At 59.1% G+C, this 18,730-nt stretch carries 20 protein-coding genes and 1 pseudogene; 13 read left to right on the forward strand and 8 right to left on the reverse strand.

The features are described from left to right. Positions 1-6: 6 nt before the first annotated feature. Positions 7-888, reverse strand: a complete 882-nt coding sequence (locus LCU97_RS10320) for a LysR family transcriptional regulator (protein WP_232776312.1) — start codon at positions 886-888, stop codon at positions 7-9. A 110-nt stretch (positions 889-998) separates the two neighbouring features. Between LCU97_RS10320 and LCU97_RS10325 the strand changes: the two genes are divergently transcribed. The 5 genes from LCU97_RS10325 (at position 999) to LCU97_RS10345 (ending at position 5,503) form a co-directional block, all read left to right on the forward strand. After that, complete coding sequence (locus LCU97_RS10325) at positions 999-2,135, forward strand: fatty acid desaturase (RefSeq protein WP_172679579.1); 1,137 nt, start codon at positions 999-1,001, stop codon at positions 2,133-2,135. Positions 2,136-2,137: 2 nt separating this feature from the next. Beyond that, positions 2,138-2,593, forward strand: coding sequence for a cobalamin B12-binding domain-containing protein (locus tag LCU97_RS10330; RefSeq protein ID WP_053147190.1), 456 nt, complete (start codon positions 2,138-2,140; stop codon positions 2,591-2,593). Between the two features lie 42 nt (positions 2,594-2,635). Next, positions 2,636-3,841, forward strand: coding sequence for a methylaspartate mutase (locus LCU97_RS10335; protein WP_053147189.1), 1,206 nt, complete (start codon positions 2,636-2,638; stop codon positions 3,839-3,841). Positions 3,842-4,060: 219 nt separating this feature from the next. Further along, the gene (locus LCU97_RS10340) at positions 4,061-5,047 is read left to right on the forward strand and encodes a hypothetical protein (protein WP_232776313.1); all 987 of its coding nucleotides are present in this window, start codon (positions 4,061-4,063) and stop codon (positions 5,045-5,047) included. Positions 5,048-5,185: 138 nt separating this feature from the next. After that, positions 5,186-5,503, forward strand: a complete 318-nt coding sequence (locus LCU97_RS10345) for a helix-turn-helix domain-containing protein (RefSeq protein ID WP_053147187.1) — start codon at positions 5,186-5,188, stop codon at positions 5,501-5,503. A 28-nt stretch (positions 5,504-5,531) separates the two neighbouring features. Here the strand turns inward: LCU97_RS10345 and LCU97_RS10350 are convergent, their stop codons facing one another. After that, positions 5,532-6,593, reverse strand: a complete 1,062-nt coding sequence (locus LCU97_RS10350; protein WP_232776314.1) for an MBL fold metallo-hydrolase — start codon at positions 6,591-6,593, stop codon at positions 5,532-5,534. A 193-nt stretch (positions 6,594-6,786) separates the two neighbouring features. Between LCU97_RS10350 and LCU97_RS10355 the strand changes: the two genes are divergently transcribed. Next, positions 6,787-7,395, forward strand: coding sequence for a TetR/AcrR family transcriptional regulator (locus LCU97_RS10355; RefSeq protein WP_232776315.1), 609 nt, complete (start codon positions 6,787-6,789; stop codon positions 7,393-7,395). A 3-nt stretch (positions 7,396-7,398) separates the two neighbouring features. Here the strand turns inward: LCU97_RS10355 and LCU97_RS10360 are convergent, their stop codons facing one another. Further along, positions 7,399-8,346 (reverse strand): LysR family transcriptional regulator, encoded by a 948-nt coding sequence (locus LCU97_RS10360; protein WP_082339644.1) that lies wholly within the window; start codon positions 8,344-8,346, stop codon positions 7,399-7,401. A 12-nt stretch (positions 8,347-8,358) separates the two neighbouring features. On the opposite strand from LCU97_RS10360, the gene LCU97_RS10365 reads away from it, so the two are divergent. Beyond that, entirely contained in the window at positions 8,359-9,069 is a 711-nt protein-coding gene (locus LCU97_RS10365) for a CTP synthase C-terminal region-related (seleno)protein (RefSeq protein ID WP_053147446.1), read from the forward strand. Between the two features lie 118 nt (positions 9,070-9,187). On the opposite strand, the gene LCU97_RS10370 is transcribed toward LCU97_RS10365, so the two are convergent. After that, positions 9,188-9,514: a DUF2025 family protein gene (locus LCU97_RS10370; RefSeq protein WP_053147183.1), complete on the reverse strand. Its 327-nt coding sequence runs from the start codon at positions 9,512-9,514 to the stop codon at positions 9,188-9,190. A 239-nt stretch (positions 9,515-9,753) separates the two neighbouring features. On the opposite strand from LCU97_RS10370, the gene LCU97_RS10375 reads away from it, so the two are divergent. The 3 genes from LCU97_RS10375 to LCU97_RS10385 all read left to right on the forward strand — a co-directional run bounded on the left by LCU97_RS10375 (position 9,754) and on the right by LCU97_RS10385 (position 12,568). After that, on the forward strand, positions 9,754-10,881 hold the full coding sequence (locus tag LCU97_RS10375) for a glycerophosphodiester phosphodiesterase (RefSeq protein WP_232776316.1): 1,128 nt from the start codon (positions 9,754-9,756) through the stop codon (positions 10,879-10,881). 185 nt (positions 10,882-11,066) lie between these two features. Beyond that, the gene (locus tag LCU97_RS10380; RefSeq protein WP_053147178.1) at positions 11,067-11,375 is read left to right on the forward strand and encodes a PepSY domain-containing protein; all 309 of its coding nucleotides are present in this window, start codon (positions 11,067-11,069) and stop codon (positions 11,373-11,375) included. Between the two features lie 170 nt (positions 11,376-11,545). Beyond that, complete coding sequence (locus LCU97_RS10385; protein WP_053147176.1) at positions 11,546-12,568, forward strand: transporter; 1,023 nt, start codon at positions 11,546-11,548, stop codon at positions 12,566-12,568. A 30-nt stretch (positions 12,569-12,598) separates the two neighbouring features. Here LCU97_RS10385 and LCU97_RS26780 read toward each other — a convergent pair whose 3' ends face one another. After that, positions 12,599-13,366 carry a methyl-accepting chemotaxis protein gene (locus LCU97_RS26780; RefSeq protein ID WP_408636385.1) on the reverse strand — a complete coding sequence of 256 codons (768 nt, stop codon included), beginning with the start codon at positions 13,364-13,366 and terminating at the stop codon, positions 12,599-12,601. Positions 13,367-13,531: 165 nt separating this feature from the next. Further along, positions 13,532-14,224: pseudogene (locus LCU97_RS26785) on the reverse strand (methyl-accepting chemotaxis protein); the annotation flags it as partial. 336 nt (positions 14,225-14,560) lie between these two features. Between LCU97_RS26785 and LCU97_RS10395 the strand changes: the two are divergent. The 3 genes from LCU97_RS10395 (at position 14,561) to LCU97_RS10405 (ending at position 16,269) form a co-directional block, all read left to right on the forward strand. After that, positions 14,561-14,704, forward strand: a complete 144-nt coding sequence (locus tag LCU97_RS10395; RefSeq protein ID WP_172679578.1) for a hypothetical protein — start codon at positions 14,561-14,563, stop codon at positions 14,702-14,704. A gap of 32 nt (positions 14,705-14,736) precedes the next feature. Beyond that, complete coding sequence (locus LCU97_RS10400) at positions 14,737-14,967, forward strand: hypothetical protein (RefSeq protein ID WP_082339643.1); 231 nt, start codon at positions 14,737-14,739, stop codon at positions 14,965-14,967. Between the two features lie 102 nt (positions 14,968-15,069). Then, on the forward strand, positions 15,070-16,269 hold the full coding sequence (locus LCU97_RS10405; RefSeq protein ID WP_053147171.1) for an MFS transporter: 1,200 nt from the start codon (positions 15,070-15,072) through the stop codon (positions 16,267-16,269). Here LCU97_RS10405 and arfB read toward each other — a convergent pair. Continuing rightward, entirely contained in the window at positions 16,266-16,679 is a 414-nt protein-coding gene (gene arfB / locus LCU97_RS10410; RefSeq protein ID WP_053147169.1) for an alternative ribosome rescue aminoacyl-tRNA hydrolase ArfB, read from the reverse strand. The two genes, LCU97_RS10405 and arfB, sit on opposite strands and share 4 nt — an antisense overlap. Before the next feature lie 217 nt (positions 16,680-16,896). After that, complete coding sequence (locus LCU97_RS10415; protein ID WP_053147166.1) at positions 16,897-18,318, reverse strand: amino acid permease; 1,422 nt, start codon at positions 18,316-18,318, stop codon at positions 16,897-16,899. Positions 18,319-18,730: the final 412 nt, after the last annotated feature.

An 18,730-nucleotide genomic window follows, 5' to 3' on the forward strand; every position in this document is an offset into this window, starting at 1 on the left:
CGGCCGTCAGTGCATGCCGACCGCTTTGCTGTGAAACAGCTCCGTCAGATATTCCACCACTCGATCAACGCGGCTCACACCCTGGGTCGCCTGATTGCGCAGCAACCAGATTTCCGAGCGGCGAGCAGGGTGATTGGCCAGTACCTGGCACAGACCGGACTGGTGTCCGACATAGACGGGTAACGCGGCAATCCCCAGATTGGCTTCGACTGCCTTGAGCTGCGCATTCAGGTTTGAAACGCGCATCCACAGCTTCTGCTCTCCGGCCATTTCGCTCAACCATTGGGCGAGCGGCATGTACGACATTTCTTCGGTCCAGCCGATCAGGCTGTGGCGCTTGAGATCGGCGGGTTCGGCCGGCAGACCGTTGGCATCGGCATAAGCCTTGGAGCAGAAAAGCCCCTGCATCAGCGTCCCGACCCGGCGCATGGTGAAGTTACCGTTCTCCGGTCTGCGCAAGCGGATGATGATGTCGCTGTGGCTCTGCGTGAGTTTCGACGACACCGCCGAGTTGATGAAGTCAAAGCTGATCTCGGGGTACTGATCATGGAATACCGCGAGTTGCGGAATGATCAAGTGCGTGCCCATCAGTTCAGGACAATCGATGCGCACCTGCCCCGCCATCCGATCACCCGGTTGCGACATCTGCCGCTCGATCAGTTTGAAACGCTCCTCCGTTTCCAGTGCCAATGGCAGCAACGCTCTTCCCGCTTCAGTCAGGAAGTAACCGTTAGTCTTCTTCGAAAACAACACCGTACCGAGCGCTTCCTCAAGCGCCGCGATCTTGCGCGACACCGTCGAGGCCGAAACCTTGAGCGAGATTCCGGCCTCGGTCACGTTGTTCGATTTAGCGACGAAGATAAAAACCTTCAGATCATCCCAATCCATGTCGATGACATACCCAAAAATGGAAAATCGATCCCCACCTATTTCTATTCGAAATATTCAGAGGCCACGTTACAGTTTTTGCATGGAGCAAAACCCTAGAGGAAACATGGATGATACGTAACTCAATGCGCGCCCTTCCAGGGTTCATGCAGCCGTTTCTGAGTTGGCTGACAGCCAAGCCTCTCCCTGAAGATCTCGATAAAGTCCGACCTCTGAAGCCGTTCCACCATATCGTCGTGTCGGCGGGATTGATAGCCGGCGGCGCGCTGTTGGCCGGTATCGGTTATTCACAAGCCAGCATTGCGCTGTGGCTGCTGGGCTTTGTCCTGGCCACCGGTGGCATCAAGCAGATGCAAGTGATGATCTGCCACAACTGCGCCCATGACATGGTCTTCGAATCGCGCGAGATCAATATGGTCGTCGGCCGGATCATTTCCGGCGTCCTGATGCTCAAACCCTTCGATACCTACAAGAGCGAACATGCTCTGCACCACAGTTCGAAAACGCTGCTGACCGACGATGATGACACCCTCTCTTACCTGCAAAGTGTGGTGGGGTTAAAACCGTCCGACAGCACCACCACCATGTGGGCCAAACTGGTCTGGACCGCGCTGTCGCCACTGGCCGTGCTGCGTTCGTGCTGGAGCCGATTGAAAGGCACCGCCACGGCTGAAAACCACCGAGTCGCAGCATTGACGCTGGTCTTCTGGGCGGGCCTTGCACTGCTCTCGGCAGCCTTGGGCCATTTCGATCTGTTCATCGCGGCATGGGTGATCCCGATCTTCGCCGGCTACCACATCAGCACCACATTTCGCCTGGCGGCCGAGCATACCTGGCCCAGCGTGGACGTACTGGAACGGCGTGGCATCGACTTCATTTGCGAGAGCACCACCGGCGTCTTTATCGGCGAAGAACTGCGCATACCCGTAGGGGCCGGAACTGTTCGACGCTTCGCCCATATCAGCGTCTGGCTGATCAAGATGCTGGCGTTCCACTTGTTTGTCCGGGTGTTTGTGATGGTCGGCGATACACCGTGTCACGACTTTCATCATCGGCGCCCAAGATCCAAAGACTGGCCGAACTACATTACTGCCCGCGAACGCGACAGGATCGAAGGTTCCAAACCTTTTCCCACGAACTACACCGAGACCTGGGGCTACATCAACTCGGTGACTACCAACTTTCGCAACTTTCAGCGGGCGCTCCCGTACTACACAACCAGGACAGCCACTCAAAAGGGACTTTAACGATGACGTTCAGCAAAACTGCTCTGCTCACCACCGTGCCTTCGGACTCCCATAGCTGGAACCTGGTGTTCATGGAGTTCCTGCTTACAGACATGGGCTACAACGTCGAGAATCTGGGGCCGAACACGCCCATGGATGAAGTGATTGCGCGGCTCAACCGCCACGCCAGCGCCATGGTTGTCGTCAGCACGGTCAATGGCCATGGTTACATCGAAGGCGCTGAACTGGCGCGGCGTATTCGTCGCGAAACCAAACACACCGACGGGGTGTATATCGGCGGCAAGATCTGCACCGAAAACGACCCGCAAACCATCGCCCGACATAGCGACACGCTGCGCGCCGCCGGTTTCGATGAGGTGTTCGACGACAGCGTGGCCAACAGCTTCGATGCCTTTCAGGAACTGGTGTCTGCCCAGTTGTATCCAGAGCATTACTTGGAGAAACGGGTCGCGCGCTGACCCGTTGCACTCTTTATCGATTCGCAGAAAAGGCAGATCAGGATGATCGATTTCAACACCCATGTTCTCGAACGCTTCAACACGCATGGCCCGGTACTCCAGCCGCGAATGGGCTTCAGTGACCCGGCCCGGATGCAAGCCGGCCTGGAAGCCACAGCAGCGAGCCGTGCGAACACGGTGTGCACCATCACGCTTGACGCGTTCACCCGGGTGAACAATCTTGAAGCAGCGCAACGGGCCATCGACAGCGCATCGATGCTCAACGGTTATCCGATCGTCAACCATCCGCCCGCGCAGACCCGTGCCATGATCGACCAGATTGATGCGCGCTACCGCCTGCCAGTGCAGGTTCGTCATGGTTCACCCGACCCGTTGCACATTTTCGAGCGCATGGTCGACGTCGGTCTGCCCACCACCGAGGGCGGGCCGATTTCCTATTGCCTGCCCTACAGCCGCACGCCGTTGCGCGAGGCGTTCGGTCACTGGGAGAAAGCCTGTCAGGTGCTCTCCAGCGGCGTCGACAACAGTCACATCGAAAGCTTCGCCGGTTGCATGATGGGACAGATGTGCGACCCGGTGATCCTGGTGGCGCTGAATATTCTTGAAGGACTGTTCTTGCGCTCACAGGGCATCAAGACGCTGTCGTTTTCCTACGCTCAAGGCACCTCGCCGGTGCAGGATCGTGCGGCGGTAACAGCCCTGCAACAACTCGCGGCCGAATATTTTGCGCCGGGCAGCTATCACTTTGTCGGTTATGTGTTCATGGGGTTTTTCCCACGCACGCTTGGCGGTTTTTGCCGAATCACGGGCGATGCGCTGGCGATGATCCGCGCCACGGGTGTGCAGCGGGTGATCATCAAGACACCGGTGGAATCAAGGCGCATTCCCCGGATAGAGGAAAATATCGCGGCGCTGGAGTACTGCGACTACTGCCTGAACACCGACGGTGTTTTACCGCAGATTCCGTTCGATGCCCAGGAACACGGACGCGTCCTGCGTAGCGCGAAGCGCCTGATCGAAGGCACGCTGGCCCACGACAGTAACTTGTCCGAAGCCCTGCTCGGTGCCTTCGACAGTGGTTTTCTGTCGATTCCCTACTGCCTGCACCCCGACAACAAACGCGGCGCCGGCACCGTGCTGACACCAGAAAACTATTACCACGGCTTCCAGGGCGAGCGGGTGGAAAACGCCTTCTCGTTTCTGGCGGCGCTGAGACAGAACATCCGCACTTATGACTGCGTGCTTTGACGCCGGACCTAGGCCATCAGTACGCGCACGGGGCGGTCATGAATTTGTATGCGAAGCCCGGCTTCGCGCCATCATTCATGCCGTCGCCCTTGTCGCTACTAGTAGCTCTCTCCACTGACTCGCAAAAAAGTAGAAGTGGTTGCCTGAAAATATCCCGTGCAACCCACCCCCACAACCCGCTATTAATACCCTCCCCCACTCAAGGACCCGAGCCCCATCGTGAAATTCGACCTTGCCTACTGCCTCAGCCTCGACGAAAAGCTGTCGATCTATGACGTGCGCGATTTGAATTTTGACGAGACGGTGGCGTTCGACTCCGCGAAGGAACACTTCCAGTGCCCCAACGATGCGTGTCGGGCAGCGTTTGATGCAGGGAATGTACTGGGGACGTTCAACGCCAAGAATGTGCGCTACGTGCGTACACCGCACTTCAAGAACATCCCCAGCACGCGGCACATAGAAGGCTGTCCTTACGTCAGCCTGAAGACACCGGCATCAGGGCTGGAGACGGAAGATTCGGAAACGGATGACGGTCGGGAGGAGCATTTTCCGTCGGAATTGCTGCTGACTCGCCGCGCGTACGTGCGCAAGCCGTCGAACCCGGTGGCAGAGACGGGGGTCACGGGCGACGAGCGAGCGCCTTCGCCTGCCAGTCATGTCGAGCACCCGAGACGTGATTCAGCGCCAGACAAGACCAGTGTCTTCGCCCACCCGGTTGAGTGTTTTGTCTCGAACTTCGCCGACAAGGACCTGCTCAAGCGCATGCCGCTGAAGATCGGCGAGCACTCGGCGCCCTATGGATCGTTCTTCAAGAAGATCGAGTACCTGCTGGACAACAAAGGGTTGATTTACTGGGGCAAGATCAAGGAGATCAAGGACTACACCCAGAGCTTTCGCATCGATTTCGAACAGAAAGTCTGGTTCAAGCAACCGGACGACACGAAGAAGAAGCCTTACTCGGTGAATGTTTACCTGAGCAAGAAGCTGATCGACAACTACCGCAAGCGCAAGGCGTTCCTGGAAGAGATCAAGCACGCCGCCGCCAGTGAAGCGCCGTTGTATTGCTTCTTTTATGGCGTGACGCCGGAGTTCAAGCAGGTGCCGAGCAAGAAAAACCCCGAACAGACGTTCGGGATATTCAGCGCCAATATCGAGAACCTGGACCACTTCATTATTCGCGAAGCGCCGGGGTTGGCCGCCGAGTGAACAGCTCGACGTCCGCGACTCAAAAGCGCCCGGATGGAGAAACCGCCGGTCACCTATCCAAAAAATGAGATTGATCCGGACCAAAAACAACTGTACAAAAACACAGTATTTTTGAATCCACCGCTTTGGAGAACTCTCATGGCCTCTCTCGCAATCAAAAACACCCTGGAACGCATCGCTGTCTATCAATTCACTCCTGCCCATAGCGCGCAGGCGCGTGCGATGCTGGGCTGGAGCGTCGAGGAATTGTCCCGCCAGTCCGGCGTCTCGGTCCAGGCCATCCGGCGTTTCGAGGCCGGGGGCAACCTGCTCGACGTGACCCGCCTGGCACTGGCCTTTCGACTGGAAGCCGAAGGACTGGTGTTCTTTCCCGGCTTCGCACCGGGTCGCGGCATGAACATCAAGGGTGCCACGCCGGATCCGATGGAGCGGGCCGATTACGCGATGATCGAATGATCACGACGTCCGGTGTGGCATCGGGTGGTTACGCCATGCCTGCGTGGTCTTGATAGGCCGAGGCTTCAACGTCCAACCACCAGGCCCGGCCACGTTGCGGCTGGGACAGGTTGAAGGCCTCTCCCATTTGCGGCGTGGCGATGAGAACGTTGCGCTCCCACGCCAGGGCCAGGATACGGTCGAAGGGTTCGTACCAGGCATGCATCGACAGGTCGAACGTGCCATTGTGGATCGGCAGCAGCCAGCGTCCCTTGAGGTCGATGTGCGCTTGCAGGGTTTGCTCGGGTTGCATGTGGATCAGGGGCCATTCGACGTTGTAGGCGCCGGTTTCCATCAGCGTCAGGTCAAAGGGGCCATACTGATTGCCGATGCGCTTGAAGCCATCGAAATAACCGGTGTCACCGCTGAAGAAGATCCGGGTGTCGCCGTCGATCATGACCCACGAGGCCCATAACGTGCTGTTGCCATCGAACAGGCCACGACCGGAAAAGTGCTGGGAGGGCGTGGCAATGAACTCGATACCGGCCACCTCCGTGCCCTGCCACCAGTCCAACTGCCGCACCTTGCTGGCGTCGACACCCCATTTGATCAGGGTATCGCCTACGCCAAGAGGCGCCACGAAATGTTGGGTCTTGGCAGCCAACTGGATGATGGCCTGGTGATCCAGATGGTCGTAATGATCATGGGAAAGGATCACCGCTTCGATCGGCGGCAACTCTTCCAGGCTGATGGGCGGTTGATGAAAACGCTTGGGGCCCGCCCATTGCACGGGGGAAGCACGTTCCGAGAAGACCGGGTCGGTCAGCCAGAATTTATCCCGAAACTTGAGCAGCACGGTGGAATGGCCGAGACGAAAGACGCTGCCATTGGGCGCAGCCAGCAGCGCGGCACGTGTCAATGGTTGAACCGGGACGGCCCCGGTGGGACGGGTGTCACGCGGTTTATGGAAGACCATGTTCCACAGAATGCGCAGGGCCTTGCCTAGCCCTTCCCGGGGTGTAGGGGCATGGTTGCGATACTTCCCCTGCTCCTGCCGGGACGAGGGAGGGACCGAAGAGCTGTCGGACGAAGAAATAGAGGGATGGGTCATGATGCGATAACTCCAAGGACGTCGCCGGCATTGCGCTTCGCCGTTGTTGAACGCTAAATGGCCGCTGCATGCACGCTCAGCCGTTCGCTGGATAGTAAAACTACACCGACCGGTGTAGGTTGCAGACTGCATGACTCCCAAGAACAAGTAAACCACTGAGTGTAACTTATCTTTTCCGGATCGATTTCTGCCCATGACCGTACCGCAACGCCTCACCGACCGAAAACGCGAAGCCATCCTGGAAGCCGCCATTGCCGAGTTCCGCAGCAGCGGCTTCGATATCACCAGCATGGACAAGATCGCGGCGACGGCCGGCGTATCCAAGCGCACGGTATATAACCACTTCCCCAGCAAGGAGGAACTGTTCGCTGAAATTCTGAACCGGTTATGGAACCGTGTGACGGCAGAACAGGACGCCGCCTATACCCCCGATAACCCCTTGCGTGATCAGCTTCGCCAATTGCTGCAAGCCAAATTGCACCTGCTGGCAGAGGACAGTTTTCTCGATCTGGCGCGTATCGCCATTGCCGCCACGATTCATTCTCCCGAGCGAGCCCAGGACATGGTGTCGCGCATGGGGCAGCGCGAAGAAGGCCTGACGGTGTGGATTCGCCAGGCACAGGCCGATGGTCGTTTGAAAACCGTGGATCCGGCGTTTGCCGCCCAGCAGCTGCACGGGCTGCTGAAGACGTTTGCCTTCTGGCCGCAGATTTCCATGGGCCAGCCGAGCCTGACCCCGGCTCAGCAGATCGAGGTCATCGAATCCGCCCTCGACATGTTCCTGACCCGCTACCAGCGCTGAGGATCAACGCAACTGCAAATTGCGTCCCAACTCGTCGAACAGGGTTACCACCGAGCGCAAGGCGCGGCAGTCCGGTCGGGTCAGAAGCCACAATGCCGTGTCATACCCCCTCAACGGTTCGCCCAAGGGAACCAGGCTTTGACTGTCACCCAGAAGAAAGTCCGGCAGCGCCGCGACACCCAGACCGGCCCGCACCAGCTCGGTGACCGACAGCATGCTGTTGCAGCGATAAGCCGGCACCACATCGGGAAAGTGCTGACGGCGCCAAGTCACAGTGGGGTGGTCGGGAAGGAAATCGTCCGGCGCGATCCACGTCATTGACCTCAAGTCATCGGGGCTTATCGAACGCAAATAGGCCGGACTCGCACACACGCGATAGGCCACATCGCCCAGATGCCGACCGACCAGATGTTCCGGTGGCGTGCGGGTCAATCGCAGTGCGATGTCGGCGTCGCGCCGGCTCAGGTTGGCAAAATCATTCGAGGTGCTCAGTTCGAGGTGCAGCGCCGGATAAGCGGGCATGAACCGCGCCAGCGCCGGCAACAGCAGCGCTTGCAGGACCGAGTCGGAGCAGGTCAACCGCACCGTGCCGGTAATCACTTCGCCGCCCTGCTCCACCCCAATGCGCGCCGCCTCCAGAGCTTGCTCGGCACGCTCGGCCTGTTCGCACAGCACCCGGGCCAGGCTTGTGGGCAGATACCCGGCCCGGCTCTTTTCGAACAACGGCTGGCCCAGGGCTGCTTCGAGCCGGCGTACCGAACGAAATACCGTGGACACATCCACCTTCAGCAGCTGCGCAGCCCGAGCCAGCGAACCGCCACGAACGAGCGCCAGGATCAGAGACAGGTCGGGATAGTCCAGACGATAGTGCATCGATGCATTGATCCCTTGGGTAAATGCCCATATTGATTGCGTGAACGCCAATCTATAGTGGCAACCAGGAATCAACAAGCGATGAGCCCCATGGAAATACAACGCCCTGTTCACATTGCCTTGATTGGCGACCACGATCCGCAAATAACGGCCCATCGGGCAATCCCCATTGCGCTTGAGCTGATTGGCAAGCAAACCGGCCGGGCCATTCACTTCAAATGGCTGGCGACCGACCAGATCGCCGTCGACTGCGCCCTGGAAGACGTTCACGGTATCTGGTGCGTGCCCGGCAGCCCTTACCGAAATGAAAGCGCTGCGTTGCGGGCCATCCGTTTCGCCCGCGAGCAGCGCCGTCCGTTCCTGGGCACCTGCGGTGGCTTTCAGCATGCGGTGCTGGAATATGCCCGCCATGTCTTGGGCTGGGCCGATGCCGCTCACGGTGAAACGTTCCCGGAAGCCGAACGCGCCCTGCTGACGCCGCTGAGCTGCGCCTTGATCGAAATCATCGACAGCCTTCGGCTCGAAGCGGACTCATTGATTGCCAGGGCCTACGGTCAGCAGACGATATTCGAGGGCTACCGCTGCCGCTTCGGCGTCAACCCTCGGTTCGAGCAGGATTTGTTGGGCGACGATTTGCATGCGGTGGCCCGCGATTCGGCGGGCGAGCTGCGAGCCGTAGAGCTGCGCGGGCATCCGTTCTTCGTCGCAACGTTGTTTCAGCCTGAACGCGCAGCGCTGGAAAATCGCGTACCGCCACTGGTGCGTGCCTTCGTCGATGCCTGCGGGAGGATGACTGCGTAAGCGATCATTATTCAGCGGTGATTTTCATCGCCCAGCACACAGTCACAAACCCTGTGGGGGCCGCCATCGCAGGCAAGCCTTGCTCCCACAGAGGTATCTCATCTCCGCTCGACGCCACTCAGCTCTCTACCAACCGACGCACCGCCAGGATTTCAGGCAGGTCGCTGCGCGCCATGTACACCCGCAAGGGTTCGGTGAGGTTGATACGATCGTCGATGTTCTGGTCCAGCAACAGCTGGATCCGCTCGCGCCTCAGGGCCATGGTGCCGTCCGCCGCCTGGGTCCAGACGAATTCACTGGCGGGGATGATGCCGTCGTCGGCCACGTCCATGCCGAAGGCGTCTTCGCTGAACCGTACGATGTATTGACCAGTCTTTCGATTCAGGCCTACGAAGCCCTTGAGCTGATCGGCGGCCTGGCAGATGAAGGTCGAAGTGGTGCGCATGGTAAACCTCATGGATGCATCCCGTGGGACGTCTGATCGATGGTTTACACGCAGGGCAAGCGGATATGAATTCAGGTTTCCCTCTGCCGGGGAAACTGCTGCCAAGCGTACTGCAAAGCCGCCTGAAAAAGCGTGGGAAAAATCTGCTTTGCATAGGTTTATGTCGGTCTGGCGATAGCGCTCAGAGCGTTCAGTTGTTAAAAGATAGGCTTTGCGAAACCTACGAAAGGATCTCGAGCATGCCTGTTACCCTCATCCGCAACGCGTTGATGCTGAGCCTGTTGCTCGGCTTCGGTCAGACACAAGCCGCTGAAACCTTGAGCCCAAAAGCGTTGGCAACCCTTCACGGCATTCCCCATCCCGCCGTGATCGCCCATCGTGGTGCCTCGTTCGATGCGCCGGAGTCCACCGCCGCCGCTTATAAGCTGGCCCGCGACCTGGGCGCCGATTACCTGGAGCTGGACCTGCAGCGCAGCAAGGACGGCGTGCTGTTCGTGCTGCATGACGACAACCTGCAACGCACCACGGACGTCGCCACCAAGTTTCCCGAGCGCAAGGACAGCGCCGCGAATGCATTCACCATGGCCGAACTCAAGACCCTCGACGCCGGCAGCTGGTTCAACACCGCCTACCCTGACCGGGCACGCCCTTCGTTCGCGGGCCTGAAAATCCTGACCCTCGATGAAGTCATCAACATTGCCGAAGGCAACCCCAAGCAAAAACCGGGGTTGTACATCGAAACCAAGGAGCCAAAGCTCTTCCCGGGCATCGAGCGCGATTTGAAAGACAAATTGCAAGACCGTGGCTGGCTGAGCCCGGCCGGTTCCAAGCTCGCCAAGAGCCCAACCGGCGTGGGCCAGGGCAAGGGCAAAGTGGTCTTGCAAACCTTTGAAAAGAGCAGCCTGGAACTGCTGCACAAAGAGATGCCGAAAGTACCGAAGGTCCTGCTGCTGTGGGTAGGCGAAGGCAATATCGAGCCTAAATCCAAGGTGACGTTTGCCGAGTCGGGCGAAACGGACAAGGCAGCCTATTACGCCAAACAGGAACCCAAGGATCGGGCCGAATTCGAAAACTGGGTACGTTACGCCAAGGACCAGGGCGCCGTCGGCACCGGACCTTCCGCCGCGTTGACCCATGGCGGCAGCCAGAGCTATGCGGACCTGGTGCAACCGTGGATGAACCAGTACACCCATGATCAGGGTCTGCTGGTACACGTCTACACCGTGGACGAAGCCGTGGACTTCAAGAAAGTGATGGACGCCGGCGTGGATGGCATCTTCACCAACCGGGCCAGTGAATTGCTCAAATACTTCAAGCGGCCCGAAACGGGCAGCGTGACGCAACTGCTGGAGAAGAACGGCTACTGATGGATGAGCGATAAAGTCCGTGGCAGCAAACCCTCTCCGGCGGACTATGCTTGCACAATACTTACTCTGCAGTCCCCTGGGATGTTTTCAGCAGTTTTTCAAATTAAGGGTGAGTTAAGTTGCCATGGCTAACCTGAGCCCACTGAAACGACACATCCTTTAATGAAAGTACCAAGGAAAGACCTATGAAAACTCTAACTGCCTTGTTTGCCGCTGCAGCCCTGACCCTTACCGCTGGCCTGGCCCAAGCAGATGACCTGTCACCAAGCCAGATTTCTCAGTTGGTCAAGGAAGGTAAGATCAAGTCGATGGAAGAACTGAAACAAGTAGTCGAGAAGTTGCACCCAGGCGCAACCATCGGCCTCCCTGATGTGGAAGAGAGCCGCACGGGTTACGAATATGAAGTTGAAGTCCGTTACCCCGATGGCAGAGAGTTTGACATTGAACTCAACGCCGCCACCGGCGAAGTTTCGCAAAACAGACCCGACCATTGATTAAAAAGAGCCGCGCTATCTTCGGATTGCGCGGCTTTTTTATTCTGTTTACAGAATATGATGTTCTGCGTGCCGCAGCGCCCCTGTCACAAAACCTTCAAAAAACCTTGCCATGATCTCGCCCAAGTGAACCTGTAGCTGCCACAGGCACTTCCCGCCAGCGAGCCTCCATGAACCACAGTATCGACCAAAGCCATCGCGACCCGGATCTGTTCGGCCTGCTTTATGGGTATTGCTTCCGACCCGGCGAGCGCGGACGAGAGATCGATTCGGCGCAGGCCCTGCGATGCCTGGAACAACCGCAGGACAGCGAAGAATTCCTCTGGCTGCATCTGAACCTGGCGCATGCGGCGTGCGAGCGCTGGATGAAAAGCCATCTGCGCCTGCCACAGGAGTTCTTCGAAGCCTTGCATGAAGGCTCGCGCTCGACCCGCATCGAGCATGTGGATTCGGCGCTGCTGGCGGTGGTCAACGACGTCGTATTCAACCTCAGCAGCATGGTTTCCTCGGATGTCTCCACCCTGTGGGTTTGTGTGCACAGCCGGCTGATCATCAGCGCACGCTCGCAACCTCTGCATTCAGTGGACAAGCTACGCTCATCGGTCAAGGCCGGTGAGCGCTTTCGCTCGCCACTGGAACTGCTTGTGCACCTGCTGCGTGACCAGGGTGAAGTGCTGACCCAGATCGTGCGCAAGACCAGCCTCAGCGTCGATCAGGTCGAGGATGAGTTGCTGTCTTCCCGGTTGTCCACCAACCGCGCCGAGCTGGGTGCCAACCGTCGGGTACTGGTTCGCCTGCAACGCTTGCTGGCCCTGGAACCGGGTTCGTTGCTGCGCCTGCTCAACCGTCCGCCGCAATGGTTGCAGAAAGAGGACGTCAAGGAACTGCGCAAATCCACCGAGGAGTTCGCGCTGATCATCAACGACCTCACTGCTTTGAGCGAGCGGATCAAACTGCTGCAGGAAGAAATCGCCGCCAATCTCAACGAACAGACCAACCGCTCCCTGTTCACCCTGACAGTGGTGACGGTACTTGCCTTGCCCATCAACATCATCGCCGGTTTCTTCGGCATGAACGTCGGCGGCGTGCCCCTTGCCAGCGATCCGGAGGGTTTCTGGATCCTGGTGGCGCTGGTGGCAACGTTCACACTCATCGCCGGTCGGTGGGCGTTTCGCAAACGGCGCGACTACTGACCTTTCCACCTTCCGGCGAGCGAGTATTCGTCAGGCGCTCAAGCGCGCCGTCACCTCGTTCAACTGCCCCGACAAACCATGCAGATCCCGACTGGCCGTTTCGGTGCGTTGCACGTTGTCCAGATTGGTACTGGCAATACAGGTGATCTCCGTCAGGTTGCGGGAAATGTCTTCGGCGACCGACGTCTGCTCTTCCGCAGCCGTGGCGATCTGCCGGTTCATGTCGCGGATCGCTTCGACAGCCTGAGTGATACGTTCGAGCATGGCCCCGGCCTGGGTTACCTGCTCGACGCTTTCCTCACTGCGCGACTGGCCGCTTTCGATGGCTTGGGCCGCGTCCACAGCACCGGTTTGCACAGTCTGGATGATCTGGTTGATCTCGATGATCGACGAAGCCGTGCGCTGGGCCAGGCTGCGTACTTCATCGGCGACCACTGCGAAACCGCGTCCGGCTTCACCGGCACGGGCGGCTTCGATGGCGGCATTGAGGGCCAGCAGGTTGGTCTGCTCGGCAATCCCGCGGATCACCTCGAGTACCTTGCCGATACGACCGCTGTCGGTTTCCAGGCGACGAATAACCGTTGCGGTGTTGGCGATTTCACCACGCATGCGGGTAATGGTGTGGATAGTCCCTTGCATGACCTTCTCACCCTGTTGGGCCGAGTGATCGGCATCGTCGGCCGCACGCGCCGCGTCGGCGGCATGGCGGGCAACTTCCTGGGCCGTGGCGGACATCTCGTTCATCGCGGTCGCCACCTGGTCGGTGCGTTCGAATTGCTCATTGGTGCCCTGGCTCATCAGGCCGGCGATGGCATTGAGCTCGCCGCTGGCACTGTCCAGCTCCGAGGCACTGCGCTGCAAGCGGGTGAAGGTTTCGGCGAGGAAGTCGCGCAGGGTGTTGGCCGCCAGGGCCAGGTCGCCCAGCTCATCCTGACGCGTGCTGACCACACGTTCGGCGAAACGGCCTCGACTCAGTTGGGTTACGTATGCGATCAGGCTGCGGATCGGTTGCACCAGGCTGCGATTGACCAGCCACAGGCTGAACAAGCCGATCAACAGGCCGGAAACCAGCATCACCGCAACGCCCAGCATGATGGTGTGGTCAGCCCCGGCGCTGATCAGCGCCGATTGCTCGTTGCTCGACTTGCGCAGGTCGACTACCAGCTCACTCATCTGCTCGCTGGCCGCACGGTCCACTCCCTTGACCGCCGCATCACCCGCCGAAGGGTCGCCGCCTGCTGCTACAAAGGCATCCCGGCCCTTCTGGTAGGCCGAACCCAACTGACGGTGTTCGTCTCGCAGACGTTCGATACGCGACTTTATCTGAGCCGGTAGATCTTTTTGTCCGATCAGTTCTCCCAGAATGCCCTGAACATCTTGCTGACGCCCTTCGAACTGCTTCCAGTATTTATCCAGGTCAGCCGGCTGCTTACCGCGCAGCAAGACGTTCTTCCACTCCTGAACCTGCTCTTTGAACCGCAGGTTGGCCTCGTCGATCAACTGCGACGCGCGCAATGGCCCGTCGATCAGGCTTCGATAGTTCTGGATGCCGTCGGACAGGAAATGAAAAGACGCCAGGGCGATCAGCAACATCGCCAACAGGCTACCGCTCAGCAGGGCGAGAATCTGGGCTCGCAGGGATTTTTTCAGAAACATCAAGGAAGCTCTCTAGGAGGTAAAAGCCAGGCCCACGGACTGACACGTCCAGACCTCCTTGTCTCGCGCAAACGACTTCATGACGTGAATGCATGGGATTATTACCCGCCATCGGCCCATAAGCCGTGTTCTTGAGCCTTGGCCGCCGCCGTTCGTCCGATCGCCAGCACCACGGGAGGGCCCTCGGCGTACTTGACTGGACCTGTCCGGACAACTCCTTTTGTCGGTGCAAAGGGATTTAAAAGTCTTTTTGTCATGTCCTCTGCTGTATCCTGCCCAGGCTTTTTAAAGCGCGGATCGACCAGATCTACCCACAGACTTAGCGAGGAGCGCGATATGCACGAGATTCCTAATCTCCCCTTCCCAAGCCTGCACGACACTGAGCAGACGACCACGCTACAAGCCGCAGGGCAATCCGATGCCCGGCAACCAGAGCCCAAGCAGGACACTGAACGCCGTCAGGCCGACAGCGAAGACTGAACGCAACACCAGACCGTGTGGAAAGCGCTAAGATGCGCTTCCCACACTGCCTGAACCCCGAGCCTGCCATGACCGATGACACGTCCCCTTTCAGCGATGCCCAGGCCAACGTATTGATCGGCGCTGCCGAGAAAATGGTCGACATCTGGACGCGTCTCTCTCCCGAAAAGCAGGCCGCGCTGCTGGCCCGTTTCGGCACCGAAGAAAATGCCATCGCCGCACTGATCACTACACAGTTGCTGGCCGGGCAAAATGACAACTGAGTGGCCACTCGGCGAATAGTTTTACTTTTACGCGCCTTATTACTCCGTCCGCCGTTATCATAAGCAGCCTATCTATTTCGCTGTTCCGTGGACCCTTTCCCCATGTCAGATTCCCAGCGCCCCCTGGCGGTCACGCTGCAAGTCGTTTCCATCGTCCTGTTCACCTTTATCGGTTATTTGAATATCGGCATCCCCCTGGCCGTGCTGCCCGGATTCGTCCATGGCGAGCTGGGCTTCGGCGCCGTCATCGCGGGGCTGGTGATCAGCGTCCAGTACCTGGCCACCCTCCTCAGTCGTCCTTACGCGGGGCGGATCATCGACAACCTGGGTAGTAAACGCGCGGTTATCTTCGGCCTTGCCGGGTGCGGACTCAGTGGCGTGTTCATGCTCATCTCTGCCTGGACCCATGAGCTGCCGACCCTGAGCCTGATCAGCCTGCTCATTGGACGTCTGGTACTGGGCAGTGCCGAAAGCCTGGTGGGTTCGGGTTCGATTGGCTGGGGCATCGGCCGGGTCGGCGCCGCCAATACCGCCAAGGTGATTTCCTGGAACGGCATCGCCAGCTATGGCGCGCTGGCGATTGGCGCCCCCCTTGGGGTGTGGCTGGTCAAGGCCTTGGGGCTGTGGAGCATGGGCGTCAGCATCATGCTGCTGGCCGTGCTGGGGGTAGCGCTGGCCTGGCCGAAAACTGCCGCACCGATTGTCGCCGGCGAACGACTGCCGTTCATGCATGTGCTGGGGCGCGTCCTTCCCCATGGCAGCGGCCTGGCCCTGGGCTCCATTGGTTTTGGCACCATCGCCACGTTCATCACCTTGTATTACGCGACGCGACATTGGGATAACGCGGTGTTGTGCCTGAGCCTGTTCGGCGCCTGTTTCATCGGGGCGCGCTTGCTGTTCGGCAACCTGATCAACCGCCTGGGAGGTTTCCGCGTGGCGATTGTCTGCTTGTCGGTGGAGACCCTGGGTCTGCTGCTGTTATGGCTGGCACCGGATGCCCACTGGGCACTGGCGGGCGCGGCATTGAGCGGTTTCGGTTTCTCCCTGGTATTCCCGGCCCTGGGGGTGGAAGCGGTCAACCTGGTGCCAGCTTCCAGTCGTGGCGCAGCGGTGGGTGCCTATTCGCTGTTCATCGATCTATCGCTGGGGATCACCGGACCGTTGGCCGGCGCGATTGCCGCGGGTTTTGGCTTTGCCTCGATCTTCCTGTTTGCCGCCCTGGCGGCCCTGGGCGGATTGGCCTTGAGTCTCTACTTGTACCGGCAGGCGCCGAGATACCGTGAGGAACGGGAAAGAACCTAGAAATCCACCTTGCCACGCCCGGCCTTGATCGAGCCACGTTTGCTCTTTGAGTCCAGGCGACGGGTTTTGGAACCCAGGGTTGGTTTGGTCGGACGGCGCTTCTTCTCGACCTTGATGGCTCCCAGGATCAGCGCAGTCAGACGCTCCAGCGCATCGGCCCGGTTCTGTTCCTGGGTGCGGTATTGCTGGGCCTTGATAATCAACACGCCATCGCTGGTGATGCGGCTGTCACGCAGCGCCAGCAAACGTTCCTTGTAGAATTCAGGCAGGGACGAGGCCGGGATGTCGAAACGCAAGTGCACGGCGCTGGACACCTTGTTGACGTTCTGCCCGCCGGCGCCCTGGGCGCGGATGGCTGTCAGCTCGATCTCGGCGTCGGGGATGTGCACGTTGTTGGAAATCGCCAGCATGAAAATATGTCCGGAATCAGGACCCTCAGAATACCGCGAATCCCCCATACAACACCCAACCCTGTGGGAGCGGGCTTGCTCGCGAAAGCGATTTCACATTCAAAATCCATGTTGCCTGACCCACCCTCTTCGCGAGCAAGCCCGCTCCCACAGGAGGTGCGGCGACTGGAAACAACAAACCCGGCACTCGGCCGGGCTCGTTGTATTCCAGTGATGCTTACTTCGCAGCAGCCGCCACGGCCAACTCATGCTGCGCACTGCGCTTGTTCTTGATCACGTAGCAGCCCCACATGAACACCACCCACACCGGAATCGCGTATACCGATACCTGGATGCCCGGGATCAGCAGCATCACGCCCAGGATGAAGACCACGAACGCCAGGCAGATGTAGTTGCCGTAGGGATACCACAGTGCCTTGAACAGCGGCGCCCGACGGGTCTGGTTCATGTGCTGGCGGAACTTGAAGTGCGAATAGCTGATCATCGCCCAGTTGATCACCAGCGTCGCCACCACCAGGGACATCAGCAGCTCCAGCGCATGCTGCGGGATCAGGTAGTTCAGCAGCACAGCCACCAGCGTGACCGCCGCCGAGGCGAGGATCGAAAGCACCGGCACCCCGCGCTTGTCGATCCTGGCCAGGGCCCGGGGGGCATCGCCCTGCTCGGCCATGCCCAACAGCATCCGGCTGTTGCAGTAGGTGCCGCTGTTGTACACCGACAGCGCAGCGGTCAGTACCACGAAGTTGAGGATATGCGCCGCGGTGTTGCTGCCCAGCATTGAGAACACCTGCACGAACGGACTGCCGCTATAGGCGTCACCGGCGGCATTGAGCGTGGTCAGCAGGCTGTCCCAAGGGGTCAGAGACAACAGCACCACGAGAGCACCGATGTAGAAAATCAGGATCCGGTAGATCACTTGGTTGATGGCTTTCGGGATCACGGTTTTCGGTTTGTCGGCCTCGGCCGCGGTGAAGCCGAGCATTTCCAGGCCACCGAACGAGAACATGATGATTGCCATCGCCATTACCAGCCCGCTCACGCCGTTCGGGAAGAATCCGCCGTGGGTCCACAGGTTGGTCAGCGAGGCTTGCGGCCCACCATGACCGCTCACCAGCAGGTAGCTGCCCAGGGCGATCATGCCCACGATCGCCACGACCTTGATGATTGCGAACCAGAACTCGGCCTCGCCGAAGACTTTGACGTTGGCCAAGTTGATGGCGTTGATCAGGATGAAAAATGCTGCCGCCGAGGCCCAGGTCGGGATATCGGGCGCCCAGTAGTGGATGTACTTGCCCACTGCGGTCAACTCGGACATGCCCACGAGGATGTAGAGGATCCAGCAGTTCCAGCCCGACAGGAACCCGGCGAAACCACCCCAGTATTTATGGGCAAAGTGACTGAACGAGCCGGCGACCGGCTCCTCGACGATCATCTCACCCAGCTGGCGCATGATCATGAAGGCGATGAAGCCGCAAATGGCATACCCGAGGATCATCGACGGACCGGCTGACTTCAGCACCCCCGCCGAACCGAGGAACAGGCCGGTACCGATTGCGCCGCCGAGGGCGATCAATTGAATGTGTCGATTTTTCAGGCCGCGTTTCAGCTCGCCTGAATGCGTATTTTCTACAACGGTCATGCGTCACCTATTTGTTTTTATCTGTGACGAAATCGAACCCGACACGCTCGTGGCGTGGCGGAGTGAACAAGGCGGATAACCTTGAAAGTGCGTGGGTACGCGAAGGGTCACAGTAAAACGCGGCGCATTGTACACCGCCGTCCTGCTGCTACCAGAGACCACCGGATCAGCGTCGCCCCCTACTTTTCAGGTCTGGCGGGCATCTGACCCTTCCTGCCAGTTTGAAACAAGCGCTGCCAAGAGTCGGAAAACCGCTCAAGCCGGCTTATTCGGCAGCTTTTTCTTACACTCTTTCCAGACATCAAAACCCACCGCCTCGGCAGGTCGAAATCGTCAGGATTTTTTTACAAGCCGTAACGCAGACTTTCCAAGTACGAACTTTCTGTAAGCCGCCTGCAAATTGACGGTAGCT

This window comes from Pseudomonas uvaldensis (assembly GCF_021271205.1).
Lineage (GTDB): Bacteria > Pseudomonadota > Gammaproteobacteria > Pseudomonadales > Pseudomonadaceae > Aquipseudomonas > Aquipseudomonas uvaldensis.